Origin of the sequence: Pseudomonas sp. SMN5 (assembly GCF_052041925.1) — a bacterium.
Lineage (GTDB): Bacteria > Pseudomonadota > Gammaproteobacteria > Pseudomonadales > Pseudomonadaceae > Aquipseudomonas.
On record NZ_JBKGGX010000045.1, the window covers coordinates 1 to 24,195 of the forward strand.

Sequence of the window (24,195 nt, forward strand, 5' to 3'; positions counted from 1 at the left end):
CTCCCGGCCCCTGCCTTGTCGGGGGCCGCTGCGCAGCCCAGCGGGAGCAAGCTCCCTCGCCACGGGGACAGGTGTCCACTTGGCATTTGCTGAACTGGCAGTGACATACCGGCTTTGCTCGTCAGATCGTCACTTAGCGACGCCCCAACAGTCTTCCCCAAAAACCCACTTTCATCTCCGCGACCACTGGCGCAGGTGGCGCGATGTCTTGCCTTGCCGGATGGGTACTCGGACCATCAGGCCGGAGTAAATCCCCGGGATAATGCTCAAGCCCCAAGCATTGCGAATCATCAATCCCGAAGGCTTTCACGGCCGCCACGGCTTCCACACACCACCGACCGAAATAAGCGCCACCTTCGAAATTCTCGTCGCCGTAGGTGTACCAATAGGGATGTCGATAGCTGACTGCCTGGGGATCAGAACCGGACTTGGCACCTGTACGTAATTCCGTGTACCAATGCTTGACGAAGGCACCCAGCAACGAAGCTTGCGCATCCGCCGGAGCATCTATAGCCGCCAGCGACCGAGCGTAGGGTTTCGGATAAAGAAGTGTGGAGCCCACTTTGCGATCAGGGCTGCGACTCGCTATGACTCGGTCGAGCAGCACGTCCTCGCCTTCGTTACCGATCAGTACCAGCAACCTCTTCCATTGGTCGTCCGTAATATCCAGCACCAACCCCAACCCCACCAGCCAGAAACAGACGATGTAGTGGTCGTAATTGACACGCCAGCTGTGGCGGGTGAACTGCTGCTCCGAGGTCCAGACTGACGCTCCCAGATGCTCAGCCTCTTCCCAGGCATCAAGTAGTCCAGAGAAATAACGCGACAGATCGGCGATAGGGCATCCGGCAGAGTAACGACTCAGCATCTGGTGCCAGTGATCCTGGGCGATGGTGTAGACGTACTGCGGCGCGTAGTCGGGATCGCCCGCAGGGGTACGAGCGGTCTCGAGCGCTTTGATAATACGTTTATCACCATACTCAACCCATTTCGACCAATAGCGGGAATCTCCCAACGGGGCACGGATCATTTACTTTTCCTATTGCAAATGGGTTGATGCCAGTCGCCATGCACTGCCTCAAATAGAAAATATGCCAGTCAAGCTTCGTTGCTCGACATCTCTATAGACCAAAGAAATTCTTGTAGGCAGTCTCTACCCGAACAGTCACTTGATCAGAAAGGATGATCAGATTCTAATAGCCGGTAGCCGAGAGGAGCACGGATCATATAACGACCCTTTTCCCTACTAGCAGACAACTTCACTCTCGCCGTTCACACCTTCGAATATCCCCCCTACGAGACCCGCTCGCTCCAGGCGAAGTTTCACGTCTTCACTGACAATCAATGCCCCCAAGTGCTTCTTGACACGAAAAATGTGCTTTCCTTGAACCCTGGCAGGATCGATCACAAGGCTGAGATAAACCCGGTACTCCCCAGCTCTATCAGGGCGTTCATCCTCGCGCACTACCTCCGCCAAAAATCTAATCATCATAATTATAGTCAATACTAATTTTCATCCTATCTACGTCCAACGTAACTGCACAAGAAGACCAAGCTTTTCCATTTTGGCACAAACCATTTTCAACATAATAACGCCGGAGCTCAACCAACAACTCTGTCAAATCTCCCACAGCTCTGCTGTCTGGATCAAACCAGCTTGAGCGGTTTGCCTTATCGAAATAATCAAACTCATAACTTCCTCCATCGCCCTCGGCAAAAAGTCTAGCTCTAACAACTATTTTCTGAGCCTCCGAGGGACCAGCGTCCAATAAAAGCTGGCCAATTTTTTGATACAGCCCCTGCTCATTCATCAGTTCCCACCTTTAGGTGCATTTTTAAAATCAACAATCACAGGACGCCCACCATCAATCGAGTACCTAACATTGAATCTATCCGGCCTGAGGCCAGCATCTGTATAGACAGGCTCAATTTTCACGCTGACAGTCTTACCCTCCTTGAGTGCGGATGCCCATGTATTCTCCATCACTTTCCACTCACCCTTATTTAAATTCCCATTCATGGGAAGTAAATTTAACTTCTCACCTGGGCCGTTAAAAATACTTGCAATTAGATGTCCTCCCTCATCACCAGAAACTCCGCACTTACCAGCGACACACTGCTGATATGTATTCCTGTCATTTTTCACAAGCAAAAGTTCAGACTCAACCTTTTCAACACGCCCCAGACCATCTGTTTGATAAATTTTATTCCCATCAACTTTATAAACTGTATTGGGCTCAGGATTATTTAGCTCTTTGGACCACGCGCCCTTACCACCAGAGTTAATTTCTACTTCGCGAAGCACTTTACTAGGTTTTTTTATCCCAGCACTATAATCCCCAGCACTCTCTACAACCTTCCCATTGACGGTCGTCGTCCCAGGGCCGTACCCCCCCTCAAATTTCCCGCTATACGCCCCTTCCACGCTAGTCCACTGCACCGGATTACCAGCCGACGCTTCAGCCTTGGCAATTTTGGCCATACCGGCCATCTTTTCAAGCCCTTCCGCGCCCACCTTGATCCCGGCTTTCGCCAGCGCTACACCGCCCTTGGCCGCCGTGCCAACGCCCGTAGCGATACTGCCCACCTGCCAGACGAGCTCACCAATGTCCTGGCCCAGTTGCACGGCGCGATCGTCGCCGCCATGTTCCAGGGCGTCCTTGACGCGGTCGAGTTTGGCGTTGAGTTCATTGACCACGCCATCGCCGAACTGCCTGCGGGCCTCGGGGTCATTGATCAGGGCTTTGAGACCGTTGACTCCGTCAATCGGATGGAGGAGGAACTGCCCCAGACCTTCGACATCGTTCCAGCCCGCCTGCACCAGCCCCTTGCCCAGGCCAAAGCGGGTCAGCATGTCCTGCTTCTGGTCGATGTAGCCCCATTTGGCGATGACTTGTGCTTTGGCCATGAGGCCGTCGGCGGCGTTGTACTCCTTCTCCGCCTGGACCCATTGCTGGGTCGCCAGCCAGTTATTGTCCACCGCCGAACCTGCTGCGGTGGTGGCGGTGCTGGTGTCCAGTGAGCTGGCGGCGGCCAGCCCGGTGACGAGGCTGACGATCAGGTTACGCTTGGCTTCGCGCTGGGCTTCGCTTTCGTCGGGGCTGGTTTCGGAGAACAGGCCGGTGAGCAGGCTCGACGCCGCCGCGCCTGCAGCGCCGCTGCCACAGCTCTGGCTGCTGGCGGCAGCACCGGCGCAGGCAACGATGCCATGCAGCGCGGCGTGCAGTGGCGAGCCTTCGGTGAGTTTGCCGTCCGCCACCAGGTCGCCGATGTAACCGGCCCCCTGTTGCTGCACGTAATTGACCACCAGGCTCTGGACGAAAGCTCCATTGCTGCCACTGATATTGCCGCTGGCCGCGCCCACCAGTGCGGTGGTGATCTGCCGGTAGGTGCCGCCGGCGCCCCACTTGTCGGCGATCTCATGGGCCTGTGCGGTCAACTGCCGGGAACTCTGCAGCAGCGCCAGTCGCTCGGCGTCGGTCAGTTGCGCGTTGGGGTCCAGGGCCTTGGCTTGGGCAGCCTCGGCCTGGTCGCGCTTGAGATCGACCTCCTTGGCCTTGTTGGCGAGCAAGGTGCTGGCTTCGTTGGCAAACGCGCCCACAATCTCGAAACCGGCACGGATTTCGTCTTCATCGAAGATCGGCTTGAGGGCGTTGCTGGTATCCCGGTCGCTGGACACGTCACGGTTGAGGCCGGCAACGGTTTGCTCGCCATTCTTGCCGGTGCGCTTGTGTTGCTCGGCGTCATTGGTGATGACGATGGTGCCGCCGCTGATGCCGCTGCGGGTGATGCTGCTGGCGTCATCGCTGGCGCTGATGGCAATCGGCGTGGTGGCACTGAGGTCGTTGTCGTTTTTCGGCAGGTCGGTGCCAGGTGTCTGCGTACCGCCGCTGGTGGCGTTGCCCTGCTGGTCCTTGCCGACCTCGCGATAACCGCCGCCGACGCTGATGGTGCTGGCGTCATACTCGGCCTTGTTCTTGATGTCTCGACTGGTCAGGCTTGCAGTCACCAGCCGGTTCCTGCCCTCCTGTACCGCCTTGTCGCTGCTGGCGATCACCCCGCCGACCAGATCGGTGTTGCCGCCCACGCGAATGTCGAAGCCATCGTCCCCGGCCTTGATTCCCGATTGCTCGATGACGCTGGCGTAATTGGAGTCGATATCCGTAGCGCCGAAACTGCCGCTGACGCCGTTGACCGAACTCATGCCGTAGCAGAACGGTGGAATGCACAGGCTGATGCCAACACCGAGACTCTTCTCATCGACCTCATAGGTGTTGATGTCTTGCAGGCTTTCGATGTTCAGGTCGCCACCGACATCGGCCACGACCTGCTTGCCGCTGGCCACCGCGCCCCTGAGGTGGGTGTCGCCACCGGAGGACAGCAGCAGTTGATTGCCGGCCTGGACGTGAGTGTTGGTGTAGGTGAGTCCGTCGCCGTCAGTCCGACCACGGCTGCCAGACGCTCCGAGGTCCAGGGTGAAACCATTGCGGGCACCGAGGGAAAAACCGATGCCGATACTGGCGCTGCTGCCTTTGCTGTCGGTGTTCTGTTTGTCGGTGTTGCGCGCCGCCAGCAGGTTGATGTCGCCATCGGCCAACAGGCTTGCGTTGCGTCCGGCCTTGATATCACTACCTTGTACGGTAATGTCGCTGGCCGCACCCGCCCCCGTGGCGCGCAGGCGGATATCGTTGCCAGCGGTCATGGTCGAACCTGCCGCGCTGTCGCTGGTATAGGTGGTGGTGCTCTGGTTTTTCTTGGTGCCCAGCGACAGGCTGATGTTGATCCCGCCCGCCGCTCCCGGGTCCATCGCCACGGCGGTCGCCGCGTTGTTGGTCGCCAATACGGCGGTCGCGGCGGCCAGGGCCTTCATGCGCCCGTCGTCGGTTTTCTCCGAGGCCCGTTTCATTTGCTGGCCGGTCTGGATCGCGCTGATCACCGGGTTGGTCACCGTGAGGGTAAAACCGGTTTGCTTGAACAGCGTCTCGCGTTCGCGCTGGCGGGTGTTACGCGCCTCGACGACATCGATGGTCTGCGCCGTGACGTCGATGTTGCCTTGCGGGGCCGATACCTGGCTGCCCACCTGGCGATAACCCTTGCCCGCTTCGATCAACACATCGCCGGTGGTCGAGCCCACGGTGCTCGCCACGGCCGTGTGCTCCGTGGCAAGGTCCTTGACGCTCTGTTTCTGAGTACCGAGGGTCACGGCGATGCCACCGCCGCTGAACAGGCCGCTCTTTTTGACCGACTTGTCGTGGCGCTCGCTGCTGCTGGCGGTCGCCGCTTCGATATTGACGTTGTTGTCGGCCACCAGGACGGTCTGGGTCGTGGAGACCACATTACTGCCGCTCAGGTTGATGTCACGCCCGGCCTGCACATAGGTTTGCTCGGCACTCAGGGTGGAGCCTTCGGCCTGGGTCTGGCTGACGGTGTCACGGGTGGTGGTGGTCTTGCTGGAGAACCACCCGCTCTTGCCTTTGACCTTGTGCGCTTCGTCGGCAAACTGATAGTTCTGGGCCGTGGTGAGGTTGACGTCACGCTTGGCCTCGGCAAACACCGCGCCCTGTTCGCTGGTGATGCTGGCAGCCCGCGCATTGAGGTCCTGGCCGGCGCTCAGTCGAACGTCGCCCTGGGCCTGGACCATTGAGCCGACCTCGGTCCGGCTGGCGTCCTGGCGCCAGTTGCTGCTGTTCCAGCTCAACGCCTGCTGATGGGCCTCGCCCACGGTTGCGAGGTTGAGGTTGTTGCCGGCCTCGAGCGATGTGCTGCCACCTTTACCTGCATTGACGACCTGGGCGCCGGTGAGGTTGAGATCGTGACCGGCGCTGACACTCATCGTGCCCTGGGCGCCGCTGACGAACAGCCCGGCCACCCGTGACAGGTTGGTGCGAGTGCCTTGGGCACTGCTGCTGTCGCGGCTGCTGGAGACGACATTGATGTCTTGCCCGGCCTTGACCGACAGGCTGTCTACTGCGCCTATCAGGCCGCCGAGGTTGTTCAGGTTCTCCCGTGCGCTGATCGAGGCATTGTCGGCCTGCATGCGTCCACCGAGATTCTGGATGTTCTGCGCGGTGATCGCCATGACACTGCGCCCGGCCAGGCTGCCGCCGTTGACCAGGTCGCCGGCGATGTTCAGGTTCAGCCGCTGACCGGCGATCAACGCACCGGAGCCGTTGAGGTCGCCCTCCTGGACTCGGACGTAGACTTGCGGCACCAGCACATTGCGGACGTCGCCGTTGGGCAGTGTCACTTGTTTCTGCACCAGCCAGACGATGTCGCTGGTCAACTGAGCCATTTGCTCGGGCGTCAGCGCAACACCGGGCACCAGTTGCCACTGACCGGCAACGGTAACAGCGTTGTCGATCAACGCGCGGTACTGCAATTCATCATTGGCATAGCCGTCGAGGAAGCGTCGCCCGGTGAGTTGGGCCACCTGCTCGCGAATCAGCTTCTGCTCGTAGAAACCATCACCCAGGCGTTGCTGGGTCAGCGCCGGGTCGACTTGCAGGCGCTGCAACATGTAGTCCGACGACAACCAGTTGCGATAGCTGGCAAAGCGTGGGTCGGTTTCGACCAGGTAGTTGCTGGTGGCCTGGGGGTTGGTGTTGAACAGACTGTTGTTGGGTAACTCAAGGGATGGCCCGCCGCTGCGAATCTGCTCGGCCACGCCTTTGCTGTTGAGCGTGGTCTGGGCAGCGACCTGGACGATGGGCGCCACTTGATGGGTTCTGCCGGCCGAGGTACTGACCGGGCCCGTGGCAGCAATCTGTTCGCTGAGATTGCGGGTGGTGCGAGCATCGATCCGGGTGCCGGTGCCGTTGCCAGCAGCGTTCTGGGCGAACACGGTCGGTTGCAGGGTAATGTCCTGGATCAACGGGGCTGGCGTATAGTCGGTGACGGCGGTTCCCTGGCGGTCGCGGCCCTTGCGCTGGATGCGATAGAAATGGCTGGCGGTGCCGCTGTCGGTGGTGGTGCGTTGGCCCGCCTGCTCGGTATTGGTCAGACTGCCGATGTCGGCCTGCAATAACCCGCCGGCAATGATCCGGCTCTTGTCGTTGAGGACATCGCCGGCACTGATCTGCATCGAGCCGCCGGACAGAATCTGCGCCGGCGCCGAGGTGGCAATCTGGGTTTCTTCGACCACGCGGGTGTAGTCGTAGCGATTCCAGTCGTCTCGTCGGCCTTCCGGTGTCGTGAGGTGCAGGACCTCATCATCGTCCAGGGAAACCTGGTTGCCTTGGTAGCGATTGGTCGAACCGGTGAGCTGGAATTCCTGCAAGGCAGTGCGGCTGACTTCCACCTGGCGGGTGCTGAAATGTTCATTGGTGTTGCGCACGCTTTGCACATTCAGCGACAGGTTGCCGAGGGCTTCGATGGTGGCACTGGCGTTGGTCAACAGTTGCGCACGATCCTGGGCCTTGTCAGTCGTGCTCAGCGCGCCACCGATGGCGAGGTCACCGGCACTGAAAATCAGCGACTGTTCGCGGTTGTCCAGGGTGCCGGCGCCGATGTCCAGCGACTCGCGGGCGGCGATGGTCGCGGCGGTGCCGTTTTCATCGCGGTTGCTCAATGCCGAGGTGGCAATCGCCAGGCGATCACCGTACAGACGGCCCGTTCCCAGGTTGTTGAGCGACAGGGCCTGCACCCGCACCTGCTGGCCGTCGATCAGGCCCCGGTTGGTCAGGCTGTCGGTGACCGTCAGCCGAACCTGGCCGGCGCTGAGTTCGCCGTTGCTGGCATTGTCCAGGGTCCGGGAGCGGACCGACAGGAGGCTGCCGGCCAGCAGCTGCCCGCTGTTGTTGAAAGCCCCCTCGGTCGTCAGTTCAACTTTGTCATTGGCCTGGATTTGCCCGCTCAGGTTCAGACCGCTTTGCAGGTTGAACGTCAGGTCACCCAGGCTCAGGGCTCGTCCCGTACCACTGTAATAAGCCGCGTTGAGCGAAAGCAGGCTGCCCGCGAGCAAGGTGCCGCCCTGGTTGTGCACAGACTGGCGGCGCTGGGCCGGGTCGCGATCGCCGATGCTCAGGCCAGCGCCTGAAGACATCAGCCCGCCCTGGTTATCCAGCATCTGACTGATGCCCAGGGTCAAGCCCTGGTCGGCGCGCACGGCACCACTCTGGTTGGCGAAGGTGTTGAGCGCCAGACTCATGACGCGGCCTTCAAGCCCCTGGTTGGCACCTTGGGTCGCGCTGTTGTCGAGTGCGTCGGCGCTGACTTCCAATGTCCCGGCGCTGCGAACCAGCCCGCCCTGGTTGTTCAGCGTCTCGCCCAGCACTATCTCGACATCGCCGAGGCCTTGCAACTGACCGCCACGGTTATCCGCACGGGCACCTTCGACCCGTACGGTTTTCTCACCAATGATCTGGCCGCCATTGCCATTGCCCAGGTCAGTGGCCCTGAGCAGCAAAGCCCCCTTGGCACCAAGGAAACCCGAACGGTTATTGAAGTTGGCGCTGCGGATCTCGACAGCGTCCTGGCCGCTGATGCCTTGGGTGGTGCCGGACTGGAGATTGTTCAGCGCCTGGCTGCCGGTGTCGATGAACAGCTTGCCTTTGGCCTGGATCAAGCCCGCCGCGTTACGCAGCTCACCGCTGCGCAAGTCGAGCGTTGCACCGGCATTCAGGGTGCCCTGGCTGTTATCCATCAGCAGGCCATGACTGTCCAGGTCCAGGGCCTGGCCGCTTATCACGCCGCCCTGATTGTTCAGGCCCTGGGCTGAAAGTGTGATGTCGCCCAAGGCTTCCAGGCGTCCACCACTGTTATCGAGCGCTTCACCCGATACGCTGACCAGCAGCCCGGCCTTCACTGAACCCAGCACACCGTTGGTGTTGTTCAGTTGCCCGGCGATGATCTCCATGCGCTGGGTGGCCGCGAGCGTGCCGCCGAGGTTGTTCAACTGATCGAACTGCGCGCGCAACTCACCGCCGGCGCTCAAGGTGCCCTGGTGGTTGTCCAGACGTACGCCGCTGACCTGCGTCTTGCCGCTGGCGGCCAGGGTACCGCCGCTGTTGTCGATCAGTTGACCGGCGGTCACCGTCAGTGCCCCGCCATCAGTGGCCAGGACTTTGCCGCCCTGGTTGTTCAGCGTACCGACATCCAATGCCACCGCGCCCGGGCTGCTGACCTGCCCACCTTGGTTATCGAAACGCTCTTGGGCCGTGATCTGCAACGGCTGCGCGCCGGTCTGGAGAATCTGCCCGCGCTGGTTGGACAGGGTTTTGGTATCGAGGGTGATCTGCTGGCCCTGGGTCAGGCCGTCGTCGACCAGCACGTCGGTGGCCTTGATCGTTACCTGGCCGTTGCTCGCCACCGTGCCTTTGGCACCGACCAACTGGCTGGCCTGAACGTCCAAGGTGCCCTTGCCGGCGTGCTCGACCTTGCCCTTGCCGTTGTCGAGGCGATTGGCGCCAAGCTTCAGGTTGCCGGCATTGGAAGCGATACGCCCGTTGCGGTTGTCGAGCGCAGCACTGGCCTTGATCGACGAATCGGCGGTGCCGGTCTGCACCAGTTCACCACCGATATTGGACAGGTCGCGGGCGCTGGCCTGCAGATTACCGGCGTTGACCCTGGCCGCGTCGGTACGCAAGGTCTTGGCGGCGGTAGCGTCGAAAGCCTGAGTCGCATCGATCCGACTGTCCGTGAGGTTGGCGTCACCCGCGCTGGCGGTCAGGGTGATATTGCGCCCCTGGGTCTGACTGCCGCTCAAATCCAGTTCGCCAGCTTCGACGCTCAGATCGCCAGCGGCAAGGTTCTGCCCTTGCGCCTTGACCGTGCCGGCCCGTAGCGCCAGGTTGCCGCTGCTGCCCAGTTTTCCGTCCGCGCCGACGCCCGCCGCCACGCTGGAGGCGCTGGTGCTGCGAATGGCCTTGGCGGTCAGTGTCGTGTGATTCTGGCTGGCAACGGTGCCGCTGTTGTCGATGTCACCGCTGCTGTCGAGGGTCAGGTCGCCTTTGGCGTAGAGCGTTCCACTGTTTTCCACCTGAGTGGCGTTGACCCGGGTCGCGGTGGCGCTGCTGATAGCGCCCTGGTTCTGCAACTTGCCGTCGGCGCTGATCACCACCTCTCCGGCCATGGCACCAATCTGCCCGGCGTTGCGCACGCCGACACCGGATTCGGTGCCCACCAGCATGATCTTGCCGGCGTACATGCCGCCGAGTCTGGCGACATCGATGGCCACGCTCGGTTTTTCCCCGTCGCCCGCCGCCAGCGGCGTAGCCTGGGTGTTATCCGCATTGACCTGGTTGCGTCCGGCTGTGACTTTCAGGTCGTTGGCCCAGACCCCGGCATTGACCTGCACGCTGCGGGCAATCAGATCGGTGTAGTCGGTCTCCCGGGCATCTAGGCCCTTGCCTTCGATATTGATCGTCCCGCCCTGCACGGTGTAACCCGTGATGCGCCCGTTCTCCAACTGCGCCCGGCCCGTACTGAGGGTCGCTCGATCTGCGTTGATGAAACCACAGCCGTTACAGGTGATGCCCGACGGGTTGGCGATGACCACTTCGGCGCGCTGGCCGGCGACCTCGACATAACCGCGCAATTGGCTGGGGTTGGCAGCGTTGACCTCATTGAGAATGACCCGGGCGCTGCCATTACCCAGCATCGGGTTGCCTTCGATCCAGCCGCCCAGCCTGGTCTGGCTATTGGCTGCGGCGTTGTTGAGGATCACACCACGGCTGTCGACGTCGAACTGGTTGTAGGTGTTGCGCGAAACCCCCGCGGCACTGGGCGCCTGGATGTTCACCTGCGGCGTGCCGTTGGCGCTGTCGATCACCATCGGCCGCTGACCGGCCGGCGCACCGGGATCGGCGACAATCGTACCGGCCCAGACAGGCACTGCGCTTAACGACACTAGCCCGATCGCCGTCATCAAGGCAAAGCGCAATGCCCCAAGCGTCACTGTGCAAGACGTGGCGCTCGCCAACGGACCGGAACGGGTCCCGGGGGCCTTGACCTGGCGGGTGACGTTCTCGGCCACGACCATCAGCAGTCCGCGGGCCTTGTTGAACACGATTCGGTAAAGGTGCTTGTTCATGGCAATTCCATTTGCGGTTCCAGCCCGCACGTACTGAGGTTGGGGTTACGGTGCGATTACCAGCGGATGCGCGGCAAACCAGGCCTTGGCCTGCTCGGGGATGACCCCGATCCCTTGGAATGTCTTGACCCGCAGGCCACGCTCCTCGCCTCGGTGATACAGCGCGCGTCCACACCGATTGGCAAACAATTGCCGATGCAGCAAGCGGGTCATTGCAGCGGTGTGGCCGAAGGGCGCGATCCAGTCGTTGAGCCAGAGGCGCTCGCCGCTGTTCCAATCGGTTTCTGTCAGCGTCAGCGGCGATTGGCTCAGGTAGCGGTGCTCGGCGGCCTCGTCGAGATTGAGCCAGGAAAGGTAGAACACCGGTTTTCCCTGTTCACTGGCGAGCACGAATTGACGATGCTTGATTGCGGGCAAGAGCAGCGTCGGCAGCGTGTGCAACGGAGCATCGCGATGCGCCTTGGAATGCATCCACAACCAGGTGGCGGAGCCGAACACCGCGGCTTCGTTCCACGGTTCGTCGATCAGGCCCGGAGCAATGATGTCGAGTGTGTCGAACTGCATGGGATCACCTCAAAAGGACCAGATGACGGTGAAGGCACTGGTCACGTTGGCCGTCTCGAAACCGTCAGGCTTCTTCAGCGGCGTGCCCAGCGACCAGTCATAGGACAGGCCTTTGTATCCACCGCGGATACCCACCACGGCCCCCGCTAGGCGCTTGCCGATCAGGAACTCACTGGCCTGGCCGCTGACTTCGCCATAGTCGATGCCGGTGTAGAGTTCCTGGCCACTCTGCCCCAAGGACAGGCCGACTTCATTGCGCAACGTCCAGCCGCGGTCGGCGGACAGAATGTTTTCCCCGTCGAACCCGCGCACGCTGTAGCGCCCGCCAATGGAGAAGCGATCCTGGGGCACGAGCGGCGTTCGGTTCCATTGCGCACGCCAGCCACCGATGTAGCGCAGGCGTTGGTCACCGAGCACGAACGGCACCTGCAACTGAGCGTCGGCGGTGATGATTTGCGAACGGGAAGTGCCGGCGTCGAAATCCTCTTCCGGGGCCCTGAGCGAGTCATGGGCGCCGGTGCCGCGACGATAGGCGGCGCCCAGGTCAAGAATCGAGGCGCCGATGAACTCACGATGGTTCAACCCCAACTGCCAGCCGGCCATGCGCCGTTTCTGGTTGCCAATCTCGGTGTCGTCGATGAAATTCTCTGACGAGCGCGTCCAGAGACCGCCCCAGGCGCTGGTCTTGCGTACGGCATCACGGTAGAGCAGGCGCGAGAGGCGCAACTCGTTGTTGCGACTCTCGCCCCGGTATTGATAGGTCTGGTTGGCGCCCGCGACGGACTGCTCGTAGTTGTACTCGCTGGTGGTAAAAGCCAACTGCCAATAGCCAAACGGCAACGAGTAATGCAGGGTGCTGCCGTCGGATCCCCGATGACCAGACTCGCCACCGCCCAGGTCATGGTTGAGGCTGGCGTAGAACAAGTCGTTGAGGGACAGCAGGTTGTCCAGGGACAGCGATACGTTGCCTTGGTACTTACCGGTGGTCTTGCTGCCCGAGTTGTCGACCGACAGGCTTACGCGGGCTGGAAAGCGCTGGCTCCAGGCGATCACCACGTCACTTTCACCAGGCCTGGCGTCGCTGGCGCGGGCAGGCGCGATCTGGATATCGGCTTCGGCGGTCGGCACCCGCTTGAAGTTTTCCAGCGCCTGCTCGATGTCGCGTAGGTTCAGCAGATCGCCAGGCTTGGCAGGCATCGCGTTCCAGGCATTGGCCCGGGAAGTGGTGCCCTCCTCGAAACGAATCTCGCGGATCCGCCCCGGCACCAGAGTCAGTACCAGCACCCCGCTGTTCAGATCCTGGGCTTCGGCAAGTACGCGGGTCGTGACGTAGCCCGCTTCGATGATCGCATTCTGCATACGCTTCATCGTCAGGTTTATCCCACCGCCGCCCAGGCAACGGCCCATGGCGGGATCATGTTCGGGGTTGGCGGCGCGCAAGGCCCACTGGAATTTTTCCGACGCCTCACCGATCAAGCGAATGTCGTTGATGGCAAAGCAAGGGCTTTCCTTGGCGGGTAGACGATCAGCACCTTCGGCGACCGGCGCAGCTTGCAGGCGCACATCCGGCCGGGACTCCAACTGCTCCCGCAGCACCCGCTCGCGCTCACGTTGGCGCAGCAGCTCTTCTTCAGGCCCGGCCGCTTGCGCGGCGCTTCCCGCACCCACTGTCCAGGCGGCCAGCAACAGCAGCGTGAGGTACCTGGCGTTTCGTGCGGATGGGCGAGTTCGGTCAACAGAGCGACGGGCAATTCCCGGATTTCGCGCTCGGCCGGGTGCGGCTGGGTGCATGTCACATCCTTGTGGCGCTGATCAAAGACACGGTGCGTCAGGACACGCCTGAGACGGCACGCCCGATGACACAAGATAAAGAGGTACGCGTCCGCCATCAGCGAAGGAAAGGTCCTACGACGTACCGAGACGGTCTGATAGCAAAGTGAAAAAAAAGTTTCCCGCCGCCCGAACCGCTGATGGACGAGTTCGTGAAAATGGGCAGTTGGTCACAGTTGAGGAGTGGAAGCTGTAGGGAGAGGTTGGATGCCAGGCACCCAGGAGAGACTGATTCACAGGCTGTTTATATGGTGTCCCAGGGCAGGTTCGAACTGCCAACCTTCCCCTTAGGAGGGGGATGCTCTATCCAATTGAGCTACTGAGACACGAGTCGACCGCGAGATACGCGGTGTGCGGGACGGCGTGCATGTTAACGACCCGCCCTGCGTTTGTCATGTTGTCCCTGTTTTTAAAGTGTAGGCAAATGGTACCGCTTACCGTCCTCCCAGGTGCCGGTGGTCCGGAGGCGGGTCACCGCTCATCTGTCTTTCGCGAACCCGCGTAGTAAATCGGCCATTTGCCACTATCCTATACAGACAAGGACAGTGCGTTTTTTGTGCTCGGTCGGTTATCCGCCAGACGGTATGGCACAACGACACGATACGGCGGTCACACATCCTGACCTGTTGATTTTTCCAACCAGTCCGCATTTTTTGACGAAGGGTACTGGCATAACGCCTTTACGCCGATCAGAATTTGTCACAGAATTGGCGCCAATGATCTGGCAATTTTGAGGCATGATGCGGGCCTCTTAACAATTCAGGTTGAACATTTGGCTGCGACGCTTGTCCTATCGACATCCTGCGGCCAATCCCGAGAACCGCTCCCCTGAACTAACCGGTTAAATATATGCGCCCATTGAAACAGGCAATTTATTCCAGCCGTACGGCTGACAAGTTCGTCGTACGTCTGCCAGACGGAATGCGGGAACGCATTGCCGAGGTGGCTCGCAATCATCATCGCAGCATGAACTCCGAAATCATCGCGCGCCTCGAGCAAAGTCTCATTCAGGAAGGCGCGTTGGGTGAAGAGTTGAGCATGCGTCTGGACAGCCCGGAGCTGTCATTGCATGAACGCGAACTGCTTCAACGTTTCCGACAACTGTCTCATCGTCAGCAGAACGCCCTCGTTTCGCTGATCGCTCATGATGCAGAGCAGAACGCTGAAGCATCCTGATCGCACCCAAGCTATAGAAAGCCAGCCTTGCGCTGGCTTTTTTTTGTCTGGAGTTCGGGCTCGATTGGGATTTTTCGAATGGACCGTGGCAAGGGAGCTTGCTTCCGCTTGAGTGCGTAGCACCCACAAAAATTGGGGCCGCTACGCAGCCCAGCGGGAGCAAGCTCCCTCGCCACGATTAATCAGGCTAGCTTTAGAGCAGGAAAACCGTCGCCAATCCGAGGAAAATAAAGAACCCCCCGCTGTCCGTCATGGCGGTGATCATTACGCTGGCGCCCATGGCCGGGTCGCGCCCCATGCGCGCCAGGGTCATGGGAATCAAAACCCCCATCAAAGCCGCGAGCAGCAAGTTGAGGGTCATCGCGGCAGTCATCACCACACCCAACGACCAGCTGCCATAAAGCAGATAAGCCACCACACCAATCACGCCCCCCCAGATCACGCCATTGATCAGCGCGACGGCCAGCTCCTTGCGCATCAAGCGCGAGGTATTGCCGGTGCTGACCTGGTCCAGCGCCATGGCCCGGACAATCATGGTGATGGTCTGGTTGCCCGAATTACCGCCAATGCCGGCCACGATCGGCATCAGCGCCGCAAGCGCCACCAGTTTCTCGATGGAACCCTCGAACAGCCCGATGACCCGGGACGCGACAAACGCCGTGATCAGATTGATCGCCAGCCAGGCCCAACGGTTACGCAGGGATTTCCAGACCGAGGCGAAGATATCTTCTTCCTCGCGCAGACCCGCCATATTGAGGACTTCGCTTTCGCTTTCCTCACGAATCAGGTCGACCATTTCATCGATGGTCAGACGGCCAATCAGTTTGCCGTTCTTGTCGACCACCGGCGCCGAAATCAGGTCATAACGCTCGAATGCCTGGGCCGCGTCGTAAGCGTCTTCATCCGGGTGAAAGCTCACCGGATCGCTGGCCATGACCTCCGCCACCTGTTTTTCCGGGTCGTTGACGAGCAAACGCTTGATCGGCAACACACCCTTCAGCACGCCGTCGTAGTCGACGACGAACAGCTTGTCGGTATGCCCTGGCAATTCCTTCAGGCGACGCAGGTAACGCAGGACCACTTCAAGGCTGACGTCCTCGCGGATCGTCACCATCTCGAAGTCCATCAGTGCGCCGACCTGCTCCTCGTCATAGGACAATGCCGAGCGCACGCGCTCACGCTGCTGGCCGTCGAGGGCTTCCATCAATTCATGGACAACGTCCCGCGGCAGCTCAGGCGCCAGGTCGGCGAGCTCGTCAGCGTCCATTTCCTTGGCCGCCGCCAGCAACTCGTGGTCATCCATGTCGGCGATCAGGGTTTCCCGAACCGAGTCGGACACTTCGAGCAGGATGTCACCGTCGCGATCGGCCTTGACCAACTGCCAGACCGTCAGACGCTCTTCCAGTGGCAAGGCTTCAAGGATGTAGGCGACGTCGGCGGAGTGCAGGTCATCGAGCTTGCGCTGCAACTCGACGAGATTCTGCCGGTGGACCAGGTTCTCGACCCGGTCGTGATGCGGACCTTCCTGGCGATGCGTCAGGTCTTCGACGACCCGCTGGCGATGCAGCAGCTCGACGACCTGAGCCAGACGATCCTGAAGGCTTTCCTGTGTTTTCTTTACTTCAACTTGGGTCATAGGCGAACTCCACTCCCAGCAGTGGAGCACGCCGGAAGATCAATCAGTCAATTCTTGATTGGCAAAACTAAATATTGAGTAACTACTGGGTAAGTCCATGGAAGTATTCCAAAGCCCCGGCGGGGCTGACGGGCGCAATCATACACCGCTTGACGCGTTTACACGTTAAAAAATAGTGGCAAGAACAAGCGCTTGCGAGACAAAGCTGAACATAGGCTGAACCTGTCTCCATACGACGACTTATCCTGAAAAGAAAACACACCACCCACCGCAGAAGCAGCGGCTAGGCTTTTGATTTTCAGCGTCAAGGAGGACGCCAGAATGCCTGCCAACCGCCACCTGTTTCTGCTGGCCAACCTGCTTTGCCTGCCTCTATGGGCCAGTGGGCAAACCGTGCACCGTTGCGAAAATATGGCCGGGCACGTGACATTCACGACCCTGAGCTGCGAACCAGGAGAAAACCTGTCGCTGCAACAGATCCATCCCTACAGCCCCGGCAGTATTGCCAGCACCGGACCGACCGTCGGCCCGCTACTGCCCGAAGCAGAGTGGCGACAAACATCAGCCATTGAAACCAGACGCAAGGAACCGACCATCGTCGGCCAGTTCCAGGATCGCTGCGGCAACCTTCTCGACCCCAGGCAACGCCGCGACGCCATCCTCGACCGGCGGATCATGCCCGGCATGACTCAGCAAGACGTAGAGAGCGCCTTGGGCAAGCCGGATTCGATCAAAGTGAAGAATTCGAGTACGCGCTATTCCTACAAGGCGAAGAAAGGTCGCAGCGCAGAAGTCGTGTTCGATGAGAGAGGGTGTGTAAAAGGCAAACCCTAGACAGCAAAAAGCCCGCGTAAAACGCGGGCTTTTTGGTATATGGTGCACTCGACAGGATTCGAACCTGTGACCGCTCGGTTCGTAGCCGAGTACTCTATCCAGCTGAGCTACGAGTGCAGGTTGTGGTTTTATACCAGATCACAACTGGTTGAAGCCAAGTCATTTACATTACTGCAAACAACTCTTAAATGGTGCACTCGACAGGATTCGAACCTGTGACCGCTCGGTTCGTAGCCGAGTACTCTATCCAGCTGAGCTACGAGTGCATTTGTTGCCGCGCATTATAGGTCGTCAATTCCTTTTGTAAAGCGCTTTTTTTCAGTAATTTCAATCACTTACCGAACAAGCCAGGCTTTGACGCACTAAACGAATAATGGCGGAGAACGGGGGATTCGAACCCCCGACACCCTTTTGAGGTGTACTCCCTTAGCAGGGGAGCGCCTTCGGCCACTCGGCCAGCTCTCCGCAACACGGGGCGTATATTAACCACCTTCATCCCCGTTTGCAAACATAAAAATCGATAAAAATTAATGGCTTGGTTCGTCGTCCTTCTCTTTCTTGATCCGCAGGTAGATTTCCTCACGGTGTACCGCAACCTCTTTCGGGGCGTTGACGCCGATACGCACCTGGTTTCCTTTGACGCCGAGCACGGTCACGGTGATTTCGCCGTCGCCAATAATCAGGCTTTCCGCGCACCGACGAGTCAGAATCAGCATACCTTTCTCCTCACGCAATTCAGTTCAGGGACAACAGTCTGCAAAAAATGGGGGTTGGGCCAACAACCGAAACGGCCGAAGCCCACACGCCTAAGTATTGACCAGCGCGGGCAAAAGAACAGTTTTGGGACGCGCCATTCAAAAAAACAAAGGGCGCGGTCCAGCCGCGCCCTCAGGACAACGCTTACTCGCCCTGTCGGGCAGCGGCGTCAAGTTCGAAGGCCGTGTGCAGGGCGCGCACGGCCAGTTCCAGGTACTTCTCTTCGATCACCACGGAAACCTTGATTTCCGAGGTCGAGATCATCTGGATGTTGATGCTTTCCTTGGCCAGGGATTCGAACATACGGCTGGCCACGCCTGCGTGGGAGCGCATGCCGACACCGACGATCGAGACCTTGGCGATCTTGGTATCGCCGACGACTTCCCGGGCACCGATTTCGCCTGCGGTCTTTTTCAGGATCGCTTCGGCCGACTGGTAGTCGTTGCGGTGTACGGTGAAGGTGAAGTCGGTGGTGTTATCGTGCGAAACGTTCTGCACGATCATGTCGACTTCGATGTTCGCGGCGCTGATCGGGCCGAGAATCTTGAACGCCACGCCGGGAGTGTCTGGCACGCCACGGATGGTCAGCTTGGCTTCATCGCGGTTGAAAGCGATGCCGGAAATGATCGGCTGTTCCATGGATTCCTCTTCATCAATAGTAATGAGGGTGCCCGGACCCTCTTTGAAGCTGTGCAGGACGCGCAGCGGAACGTTGTACTTGCCGGCAAATTCCACCGCCCGGATCTGCAGCACCTTAGAGCCGAGGCTGGCCATTTCCAGCATCTCTTCGAAGGTGATCTTGTCCAGGCGCTGGGCCACGGGCACCACCCGTGGGTCGGTGGTGTAGACGCCGTCCACATCGGTGTAGATCTGGCATTCGTCTGCCTTCAGCGCCGCCGCCAGTGCCACACCCGTCGTGTCGGAACCGCCACGGCCGAGGGTGGTGATGTTGCCGTGCTCGTCCACGCCCTGGAAACCGGCCACGACCACGACGCGACCGGCCTTCAGGTCACCGCGGATTTTCTGATCGTCGATCTGCAGGATACGCGCTTTGTTGTGCGCGCTGTCCGTCAGGATACGAACCTGATTGCCGGTGTAGGACACCGCCGGCACGCCACGCTTGATCAGCGCCATGGCCAGCAAGGCGATGGTCACCTGCTCACCAGTGGAAACGATCACGTCCAGCTCGCGCGGAACCGGTTGCTGTTCGCCGCTGATTTGCTTGGCCAGATCGATCAGACGGTTGGTCTCGCCGCTCATTGCCGACAGCACAACCACCAGGTCATCGCCCGCATCACGGAATTTCTTAACCTTGTCGGCGACCTGTTCGATTCGTTCGACAGTGCCGACCGAAGTGCCGCCAAATTTCTGTACGATCAAAGCCATTTCAAAGCCGCCTCTGCCCATGAAGGGCGCCCAATAATCACAACAGCGACCGGGCCCGCCACTAGACTGCGAACCCGGGACGCTGCCTTAAATACCCTGCTCTACAAATGCCACGGTCTGAGCCAGTGCCGCGTCCAGTGCGCCGGCGTCGGTACCGCCGCCCTGCGCCATGTCCGGACGACCACCGCCCTTACCGCCCACTGCCGCAGCGGCCTGCTTCATCAAATCACCGGCTTTGAGTTGGCCAGTCAGGTCTTTGGTCACGCCTGCGACGAGAACGACCTTTTCCTCATGGACACCGCCGAGCAGGATCACTGCGCGGCCGAGTTTGTTTTTCAGTTGATCGACCAGCGCCAGCAACGCCTTGCCATCCTGGCCATCCAGGCGCGCCGCCAGGACCTTCACGCCCTTGACGTCCACGGCCTGGGCCGAGAGATCGTCGCCAGCGGCGCTGGCAGCCTTGGCTTGCAGCTGCTCAAGCTGTTTTTCCAGCAGGCGATTGCGTTCCAGCACAGCCGACAGCTTGTCGATCAGATTGTCGCGGCTGCCCTTGATCAGGCTCGCCGCTTCCTTGAGTTGTTCTTCGGCGGCGTTGAGGTACGCCAGGGCCACGGCGCCGGTAACCGCTTCGATCCGACGCACGCCGGCCGCGACGCCACCTTCGCTGACGATCTTCAGCAGGCCGATGTCACCGGTACGGTTGGCGTGGATGCCGCCGCACAGCTCCACCGAGAAATCGCCCATGCTCAGCACGCGCACGCTGTCGCCGTACTTCTCGCCGAACAAGGCCATCGCGCCCTTCTGCTTGGCGGTCTCGATGTCGGTTTCCTCGGTCTCGACCGGGGAGTTCTTGCGGATCTCGGCGTTGACGATGTCTTCCAGCGCCTTGAGCTGCTCGGGCTTGATGGCTTCGAAGTGGCTGAAGTCAAAGCGCAAGCGCTGGCTGTCCACCAGCGAGCCTTTCTGCTGGACGTGCTCGCCCAGTACCTTGCGCAACGCCGCGTGCAACAGGTGAGTGGCCGAGTGATTCAGCGAGGTGGCATGACGCACCTCGGCATCGACATGGGCCGCCACCGGGGCCGCGACCATCAGACTGCCCGAGGCCAGCACACCGTGGTGCAGGAACGCGCCGCCGGTCTTGGTGGTGTCGCGCACATCGAAGCGCGAACTGCCGGCCTGCAAGTAGCCGCTGTCGCCGATCTGGCCGCCGGACTCGGCGTAGAACGGCGTCTTGTCGAGCACGATCACGCCTTCCTGGCCTTCGCTCAGGATGTCGACCGATTGCCCGTCCTTGTAGATGGCTACGATCTTGGCCGAACCGGTGGTGCCGGCATAACCGGTGAATTCGGTGGCCACGTCGACCTTGACCAGGCTGTTGTAGTCCATGCCGAAGGAACTGGCGGAACGCGCACGCACCCGCTGGGCTTCCATCTCGCGCTCGAAACCTTCCTCATCGAGGGTCAGGTTGCGCTCGCGGGCGATGTCGCCGGTCAGGTCCATCGGGAAGCCATAGGTGTCGTACAGTTTGAAAACCACGTCGCCCGGGACCACGTTGCCCTTGAGCTCGGCCAGGTCCTGCTCGAGGATCTTCAGGCCTTGTTCCAGGGTCTTGGCGAACTGCTCTTCCTCGGCCTTGAGCACGCGCTCGATGTGCGCCTGCTGGGACTTGAGCTCCGGGAAGGCGTCGCCCATCTCGGCCACCAGGGCCGCGACGATCTGATAGAAGAAGCTGCCCTTGGCGCCCAGCTTGTTGCCGTGACGGCAGGCACGACGGATGATCCGGCGCAGCACATAGCCACGGCCTTCGTTGGACGGCAGCACGCCGTCGGCAATCAGGAAACCGCAGGAACGGATGTGGTCGGCGACCACTTTGAGCGAGGCCTGGTTGTCGTTGGTGCAACCGATGGCCTTGGCCGACGCACTCAGCAGGCTCTGGAACAGATCGATCTCGTAGTTGGAATGCACGTGCTGCAGCACCGCACTGATCCGCTCCAGGCCCATGCCGGTATCCACCGACGGCGCCGGCAGCGGATGCAACACGCCGTCGGCGGTGCGGTTGAACTGCATGAACACGTTGTTCCAGATCTCGATGTAGCGGTCACCGTCCTCTTCCGGCGAGCCGGGTGGGCCGCCCCAGATGTCGGCGCCGTGATCGTAGAAAATCTCGGTGCATGGGCCGCACGGGCCGGTGTCGCCCATGGTCCAGAAGTTGTCGGAGGCGTAAGGCGCGCCTTTGTTGTCGCCGATACGCACCATGCGCTCGGCCGGGACACCGACTTCCTTGGTCCAGATGTCATAGGCTTCGTCATCGCTGGCGTAGACCGTGACCCACAGCTTCTCCTTGGGCAGGTTCAGCCACTTGTCGGAAGTCAGGAAGGTCCAGGCGAAGGTGATGGCGTCGCGCTTGAAATAGTCGCCGAAACTGAAGTTACCCAGCATTTCGAAGAAAGTGTGGTGACGGGCGGTATAGCCGACGTTTTCCAGGTCGTTGTGCTTGCCGCCGGCACGCACGCATTTCTGGCTGCTCACCGCACGGGTATAGGCACGTTTTTCCTGGCCCAGGAAGCAGTCCTTGAACTGGTTCATCCCCGCGTTGGTGAACAGCAGGGTCGGGTCGTTGCCCGGGATCAAAGAGCTGGAGGCTACTCGGGTGTGACCTTGCTCTTCGAAGAAGCGAAGGAAGGCTTCACGGATTTCTGCGCTTTTCATTAGGTTCTTCCACGGAGGCTGCGGCCAAAGGCCTGTGCAAAACGTCGACAGACGAAGCAACGGCAAAGGGCCGCATTATATCGGCCCTTCGCCTGGGGTACAGCGTGTTTATGCGATAGAAACGGTCAATTGGCCCGCTTGACGGCTCAGGCGCGGGAAAATTCGACGAAAGTGTCGATCACCTGGTCGATTTGCGCACTGCCGACGTCCATATGAGTCACCATCCGCAGGCGCGGCGCAGCGCTGAGCCTGATCCCCCGCTCAGCGGCAAAGGTCTTGATCGCCTCGGCCCGCTCGCCCATCTGTACGTAAACCATGTTGGTCTGCACCGGCTCGACTTCGTAACCCGCCGCCCGCAGGCCTTCGGCGAGGCGCTGGGCATTGGCGTGGTCATCGGCCAGGCGTTGGACCTGATGTTCCAGGGCATACAACCCCGCCGCCGCGAGAATCCCGGCCTGGCGCATCCCGCCACCGACCATCTTGCGCAACCGCCGGGCCTTGGCGATCAGCTCCACGCTGCCGCAGAGCACCGAGCCCACCGGGGCGCCAAGGCCTTTGGACAGGCACACCGAGACCGAATCGAAATGCCGGGTGATCTCCCGGGCATCCACGTTGAGCTTGACCGCCGCGTTGTACAGGCGCGCCCCGTCCAGGTGCAGGGCCAGGCCGTGCTCGCGGGTGAACGCTCGGGCCCGGACCAGGTAGTCCAGTGGCAGGACTTTGCCCTGCATGGTGTTTTCCAAGGCCAGCAGGCGCGTACGGGCGAAGTGGAAGTCATTGGGCTTGATGGCGGCGGCGACCTGCGCCAGGTCCAGCGAGCCGTCCGCTTGCACTTCAAGGGGCTGGGGCTGGATCGAACCGAGCACCGCCGCCCCGCCCCCTTCGTATTTATAGGTGTGGGCCTGCTGACCGACGATGTATTCATCGCCGCGCTCGCAGTGAGCCATCAACCCCAACAGGTTGCTCATGGTCCCGCTGGGCACGAACAGCGCCGCCGTGAACCCCAGGCGCTCGGCGAGCTCAGCCTCGAGGCGATTGACGGTCGGGTCTTCGCCATACACATCGTCGCCGGTCGGCGCGCTGGCCATGGCATCGAGCATACCGGCGGATGGTTGGGTGACCGTGTCGCTGCGAAGATCGATAACACTCATGAATCTGGCCTCGGGTTCTAGTGGGGGAAATTCCCTTTCGAAGGGCAATTACTGCGGGCATGGCGGGAAATAATCAAGGCTGAGCACAGGAAATTCCGTGGCGAGGGAGCTTGCTCCCGCTCGGCCGGGCTGGCGCTCCAGTGCGAAGCAGCCGCCAGCAATTGGGCCTGCTTCGCAGTCCAGCGGGAGCAAGCTCCCTCGCCACAGGACGTCGTGCCAGGCAGTGTTGATGTTGACTGCCCCACCGCTATCGCGAGCAAGCTCGCTCCCACAAAGGTTATGTGTTAAAAATCGTTCGCCGTCACAAACCGTGGCGGCAAACACGTTCTCAGGGCGGGGTGCAATTCCCCACCGGCGGTAATTGCACGCAAGGTGCATAGCCCGCGAGCGCTTGGCGGTACACGGCTTCTGCGGTGTAACGATAAGGTCAGCAGACCCGGTGTGATTCCGGGGCCGACGGTCATAGTCCGGATGAAGAGAGAACGGGATTGACACCCAAGGGCCGACTGCGACTGTTGTACGCGGCGTACCCTTAGATCCCCTTCGATTCATGACGCCCTGTTTTTCACACAAACAGGAACCAGAACATGCAACCCACTGCAATCGATAGCAAAACCAAACACTCGGGCGAGCGCGTCGCGTTCATCCAGGCCTGCTGGCACAAGGAAATCGTCGACCAGAGCCGTAAAGGCTTCGTCGCTGAAATGATCAGCCAGGGGTATCAGGAAAGCGATATCGACTTCTTTGAAGTCGGTGGTGCCTTCGAAATCCCGTTGCACGCCAAGTTGTTGGCCAAGTCGGGCCGCTACGCCGGCATTGTCGCCGCCGGCCTGGTGGTGGATGGTGGTATCTATCGCCACGAGTTCGTCGCCCAATCGGTGATCAGCGGCCTGATGCAGGTCCAGCTGGAAACCGAAGTGCCAGTGTTCTCGGTGGTCCTCACACCGCATCACTTCCATGCCGGGGAAGAACATCAGAAGTTCTTTTTCGACCATTTCGTGCACAAGGGCCAGGAAGCGGCGAAGACCTGCGCCGATACCCTGAACAAGACCCGGGCGTTGCGTCGTAGTGAACAGCGGGCGGTGGCGGTCTAAGCCTGAACACAGATCCCTTGTGGGAGCGGG

The 24,195-nt window shown here is 60.5% G+C and carries 14 protein-coding genes, 4 tRNA genes and 1 riboswitch; of the genes, 3 read left to right on the forward strand and 15 right to left on the reverse strand.

The features are described from left to right. Positions 1–133: 133 nt before the first annotated feature. The 7 genes from ACLEJR_RS26355 to ACLEJR_RS26385 all read right to left on the reverse strand — a co-directional run bounded on the left by ACLEJR_RS26355 (position 134) and on the right by ACLEJR_RS26385 (position 13,749). Positions 134–1,030 (reverse strand): PoNe immunity protein domain-containing protein, encoded by an 897-nt coding sequence (locus ACLEJR_RS26355; protein ID WP_440817608.1) that lies wholly within the window; start codon positions 1,028–1,030, stop codon positions 134–136. 216 nt (positions 1,031–1,246) lie between these two features. Beyond that, entirely contained in the window at positions 1,247–1,492 is a 246-nt protein-coding gene (locus ACLEJR_RS26360) for an imm11 family protein (protein ID WP_440817610.1), read from the reverse strand. Then, positions 1,482–1,811, reverse strand: coding sequence for a hypothetical protein (locus ACLEJR_RS26365; RefSeq protein ID WP_440817612.1), 330 nt, complete (start codon positions 1,809–1,811; stop codon positions 1,482–1,484). Before ACLEJR_RS26365 ends, ACLEJR_RS26360 begins: the two co-directional genes overlap by 11 nt. Beyond that, positions 1,811–11,029, reverse strand: coding sequence for a two-partner secretion domain-containing protein (locus ACLEJR_RS26370; protein WP_440817613.1), 9,219 nt, complete (start codon positions 11,027–11,029; stop codon positions 1,811–1,813). The genes ACLEJR_RS26365 and ACLEJR_RS26370 overlap by 1 nt, the downstream gene beginning before the upstream one ends. A 45-nt stretch (positions 11,030–11,074) precedes the next feature. Next, positions 11,075–11,593, reverse strand: a complete 519-nt coding sequence (locus tag ACLEJR_RS26375; RefSeq protein WP_440794959.1) for a toxin-activating lysine-acyltransferase — start codon at positions 11,591–11,593, stop codon at positions 11,075–11,077. Between the two features lie 9 nt (positions 11,594–11,602). Continuing rightward, positions 11,603–13,384 (reverse strand): ShlB/FhaC/HecB family hemolysin secretion/activation protein, encoded by a 1,782-nt coding sequence (locus tag ACLEJR_RS26380; RefSeq protein WP_440817616.1) that lies wholly within the window; start codon positions 13,382–13,384, stop codon positions 11,603–11,605. Between the two features lie 288 nt (positions 13,385–13,672). Beyond that, positions 13,673–13,749 (reverse strand) — tRNA-Arg (locus ACLEJR_RS26385). Between the two features lie 523 nt (positions 13,750–14,272). Here ACLEJR_RS26385 and ACLEJR_RS26390 point away from each other — a divergent pair. Continuing rightward, on the forward strand, positions 14,273–14,599 hold the full coding sequence (locus tag ACLEJR_RS26390; protein ID WP_245142464.1) for an Arc family DNA-binding protein: 327 nt from the start codon (positions 14,273–14,275) through the stop codon (positions 14,597–14,599). A 193-nt stretch (positions 14,600–14,792) separates the two neighbouring features. Here the strand turns inward: ACLEJR_RS26390 and mgtE are convergent, their stop codons facing one another. Next, positions 14,793–16,235, reverse strand: a complete 1,443-nt coding sequence (mgtE, locus tag ACLEJR_RS26395) for a magnesium transporter (protein ID WP_245142462.1) — start codon at positions 16,233–16,235, stop codon at positions 14,793–14,795. Positions 16,236–16,556: 321 nt separating this feature from the next. On the opposite strand from mgtE, the gene ACLEJR_RS26400 reads away from it, so the two are divergent. Beyond that, complete coding sequence (locus ACLEJR_RS26400) at positions 16,557–17,069, forward strand: cell envelope protein SmpA (protein WP_440817617.1); 513 nt, start codon at positions 16,557–16,559, stop codon at positions 17,067–17,069. 40 nt (positions 17,070–17,109) lie between these two features. On the opposite strand, the gene ACLEJR_RS26405 is transcribed toward ACLEJR_RS26400, so the two are convergent. The 7 genes from ACLEJR_RS26405 to ltaE all read right to left on the reverse strand — a co-directional run bounded on the left by ACLEJR_RS26405 (position 17,110) and on the right by ltaE (position 23,071). Further along, positions 17,110–17,186, reverse strand: a tRNA-Arg gene (locus ACLEJR_RS26405). Positions 17,187–17,258: 72 nt separating this feature from the next. Then, a tRNA-Arg gene (locus ACLEJR_RS26410) sits at positions 17,259–17,335 on the reverse strand. Between the two features lie 108 nt (positions 17,336–17,443). After that, positions 17,444–17,534, reverse strand: a tRNA-Ser gene (locus ACLEJR_RS26415). A gap of 62 nt (positions 17,535–17,596) precedes the next feature. Then, positions 17,597–17,785, reverse strand: a complete 189-nt coding sequence (gene csrA, locus ACLEJR_RS26420; RefSeq protein WP_003178872.1) for a carbon storage regulator CsrA — start codon at positions 17,783–17,785, stop codon at positions 17,597–17,599. 184 nt (positions 17,786–17,969) lie between these two features. After that, positions 17,970–19,211 (reverse strand): aspartate kinase, encoded by a 1,242-nt coding sequence (locus ACLEJR_RS26425; RefSeq protein WP_245142457.1) that lies wholly within the window; start codon positions 19,209–19,211, stop codon positions 17,970–17,972. A gap of 87 nt (positions 19,212–19,298) precedes the next feature. Further along, positions 19,299–21,920, reverse strand: coding sequence for an alanine--tRNA ligase (gene alaS / locus ACLEJR_RS26430; protein ID WP_440794968.1), 2,622 nt, complete (start codon positions 21,918–21,920; stop codon positions 19,299–19,301). Positions 21,921–22,066: 146 nt separating this feature from the next. Beyond that, positions 22,067–23,071 (reverse strand): low-specificity L-threonine aldolase, encoded by a 1,005-nt coding sequence (ltaE, locus tag ACLEJR_RS26435; protein ID WP_440817620.1) that lies wholly within the window; start codon positions 23,069–23,071, stop codon positions 22,067–22,069. Positions 23,072–23,391: 320 nt separating this feature from the next. Beyond that, a riboswitch (FMN riboswitch) is annotated at positions 23,392–23,559 on the forward strand. Between the two features lie 99 nt (positions 23,560–23,658). Here ltaE and ACLEJR_RS26440 point away from each other — a divergent pair. Further along, complete coding sequence (locus ACLEJR_RS26440) at positions 23,659–24,165, forward strand: 6,7-dimethyl-8-ribityllumazine synthase (RefSeq protein WP_440817623.1); 507 nt, start codon at positions 23,659–23,661, stop codon at positions 24,163–24,165. Positions 24,166–24,195 lie beyond the last annotated feature (30 nt).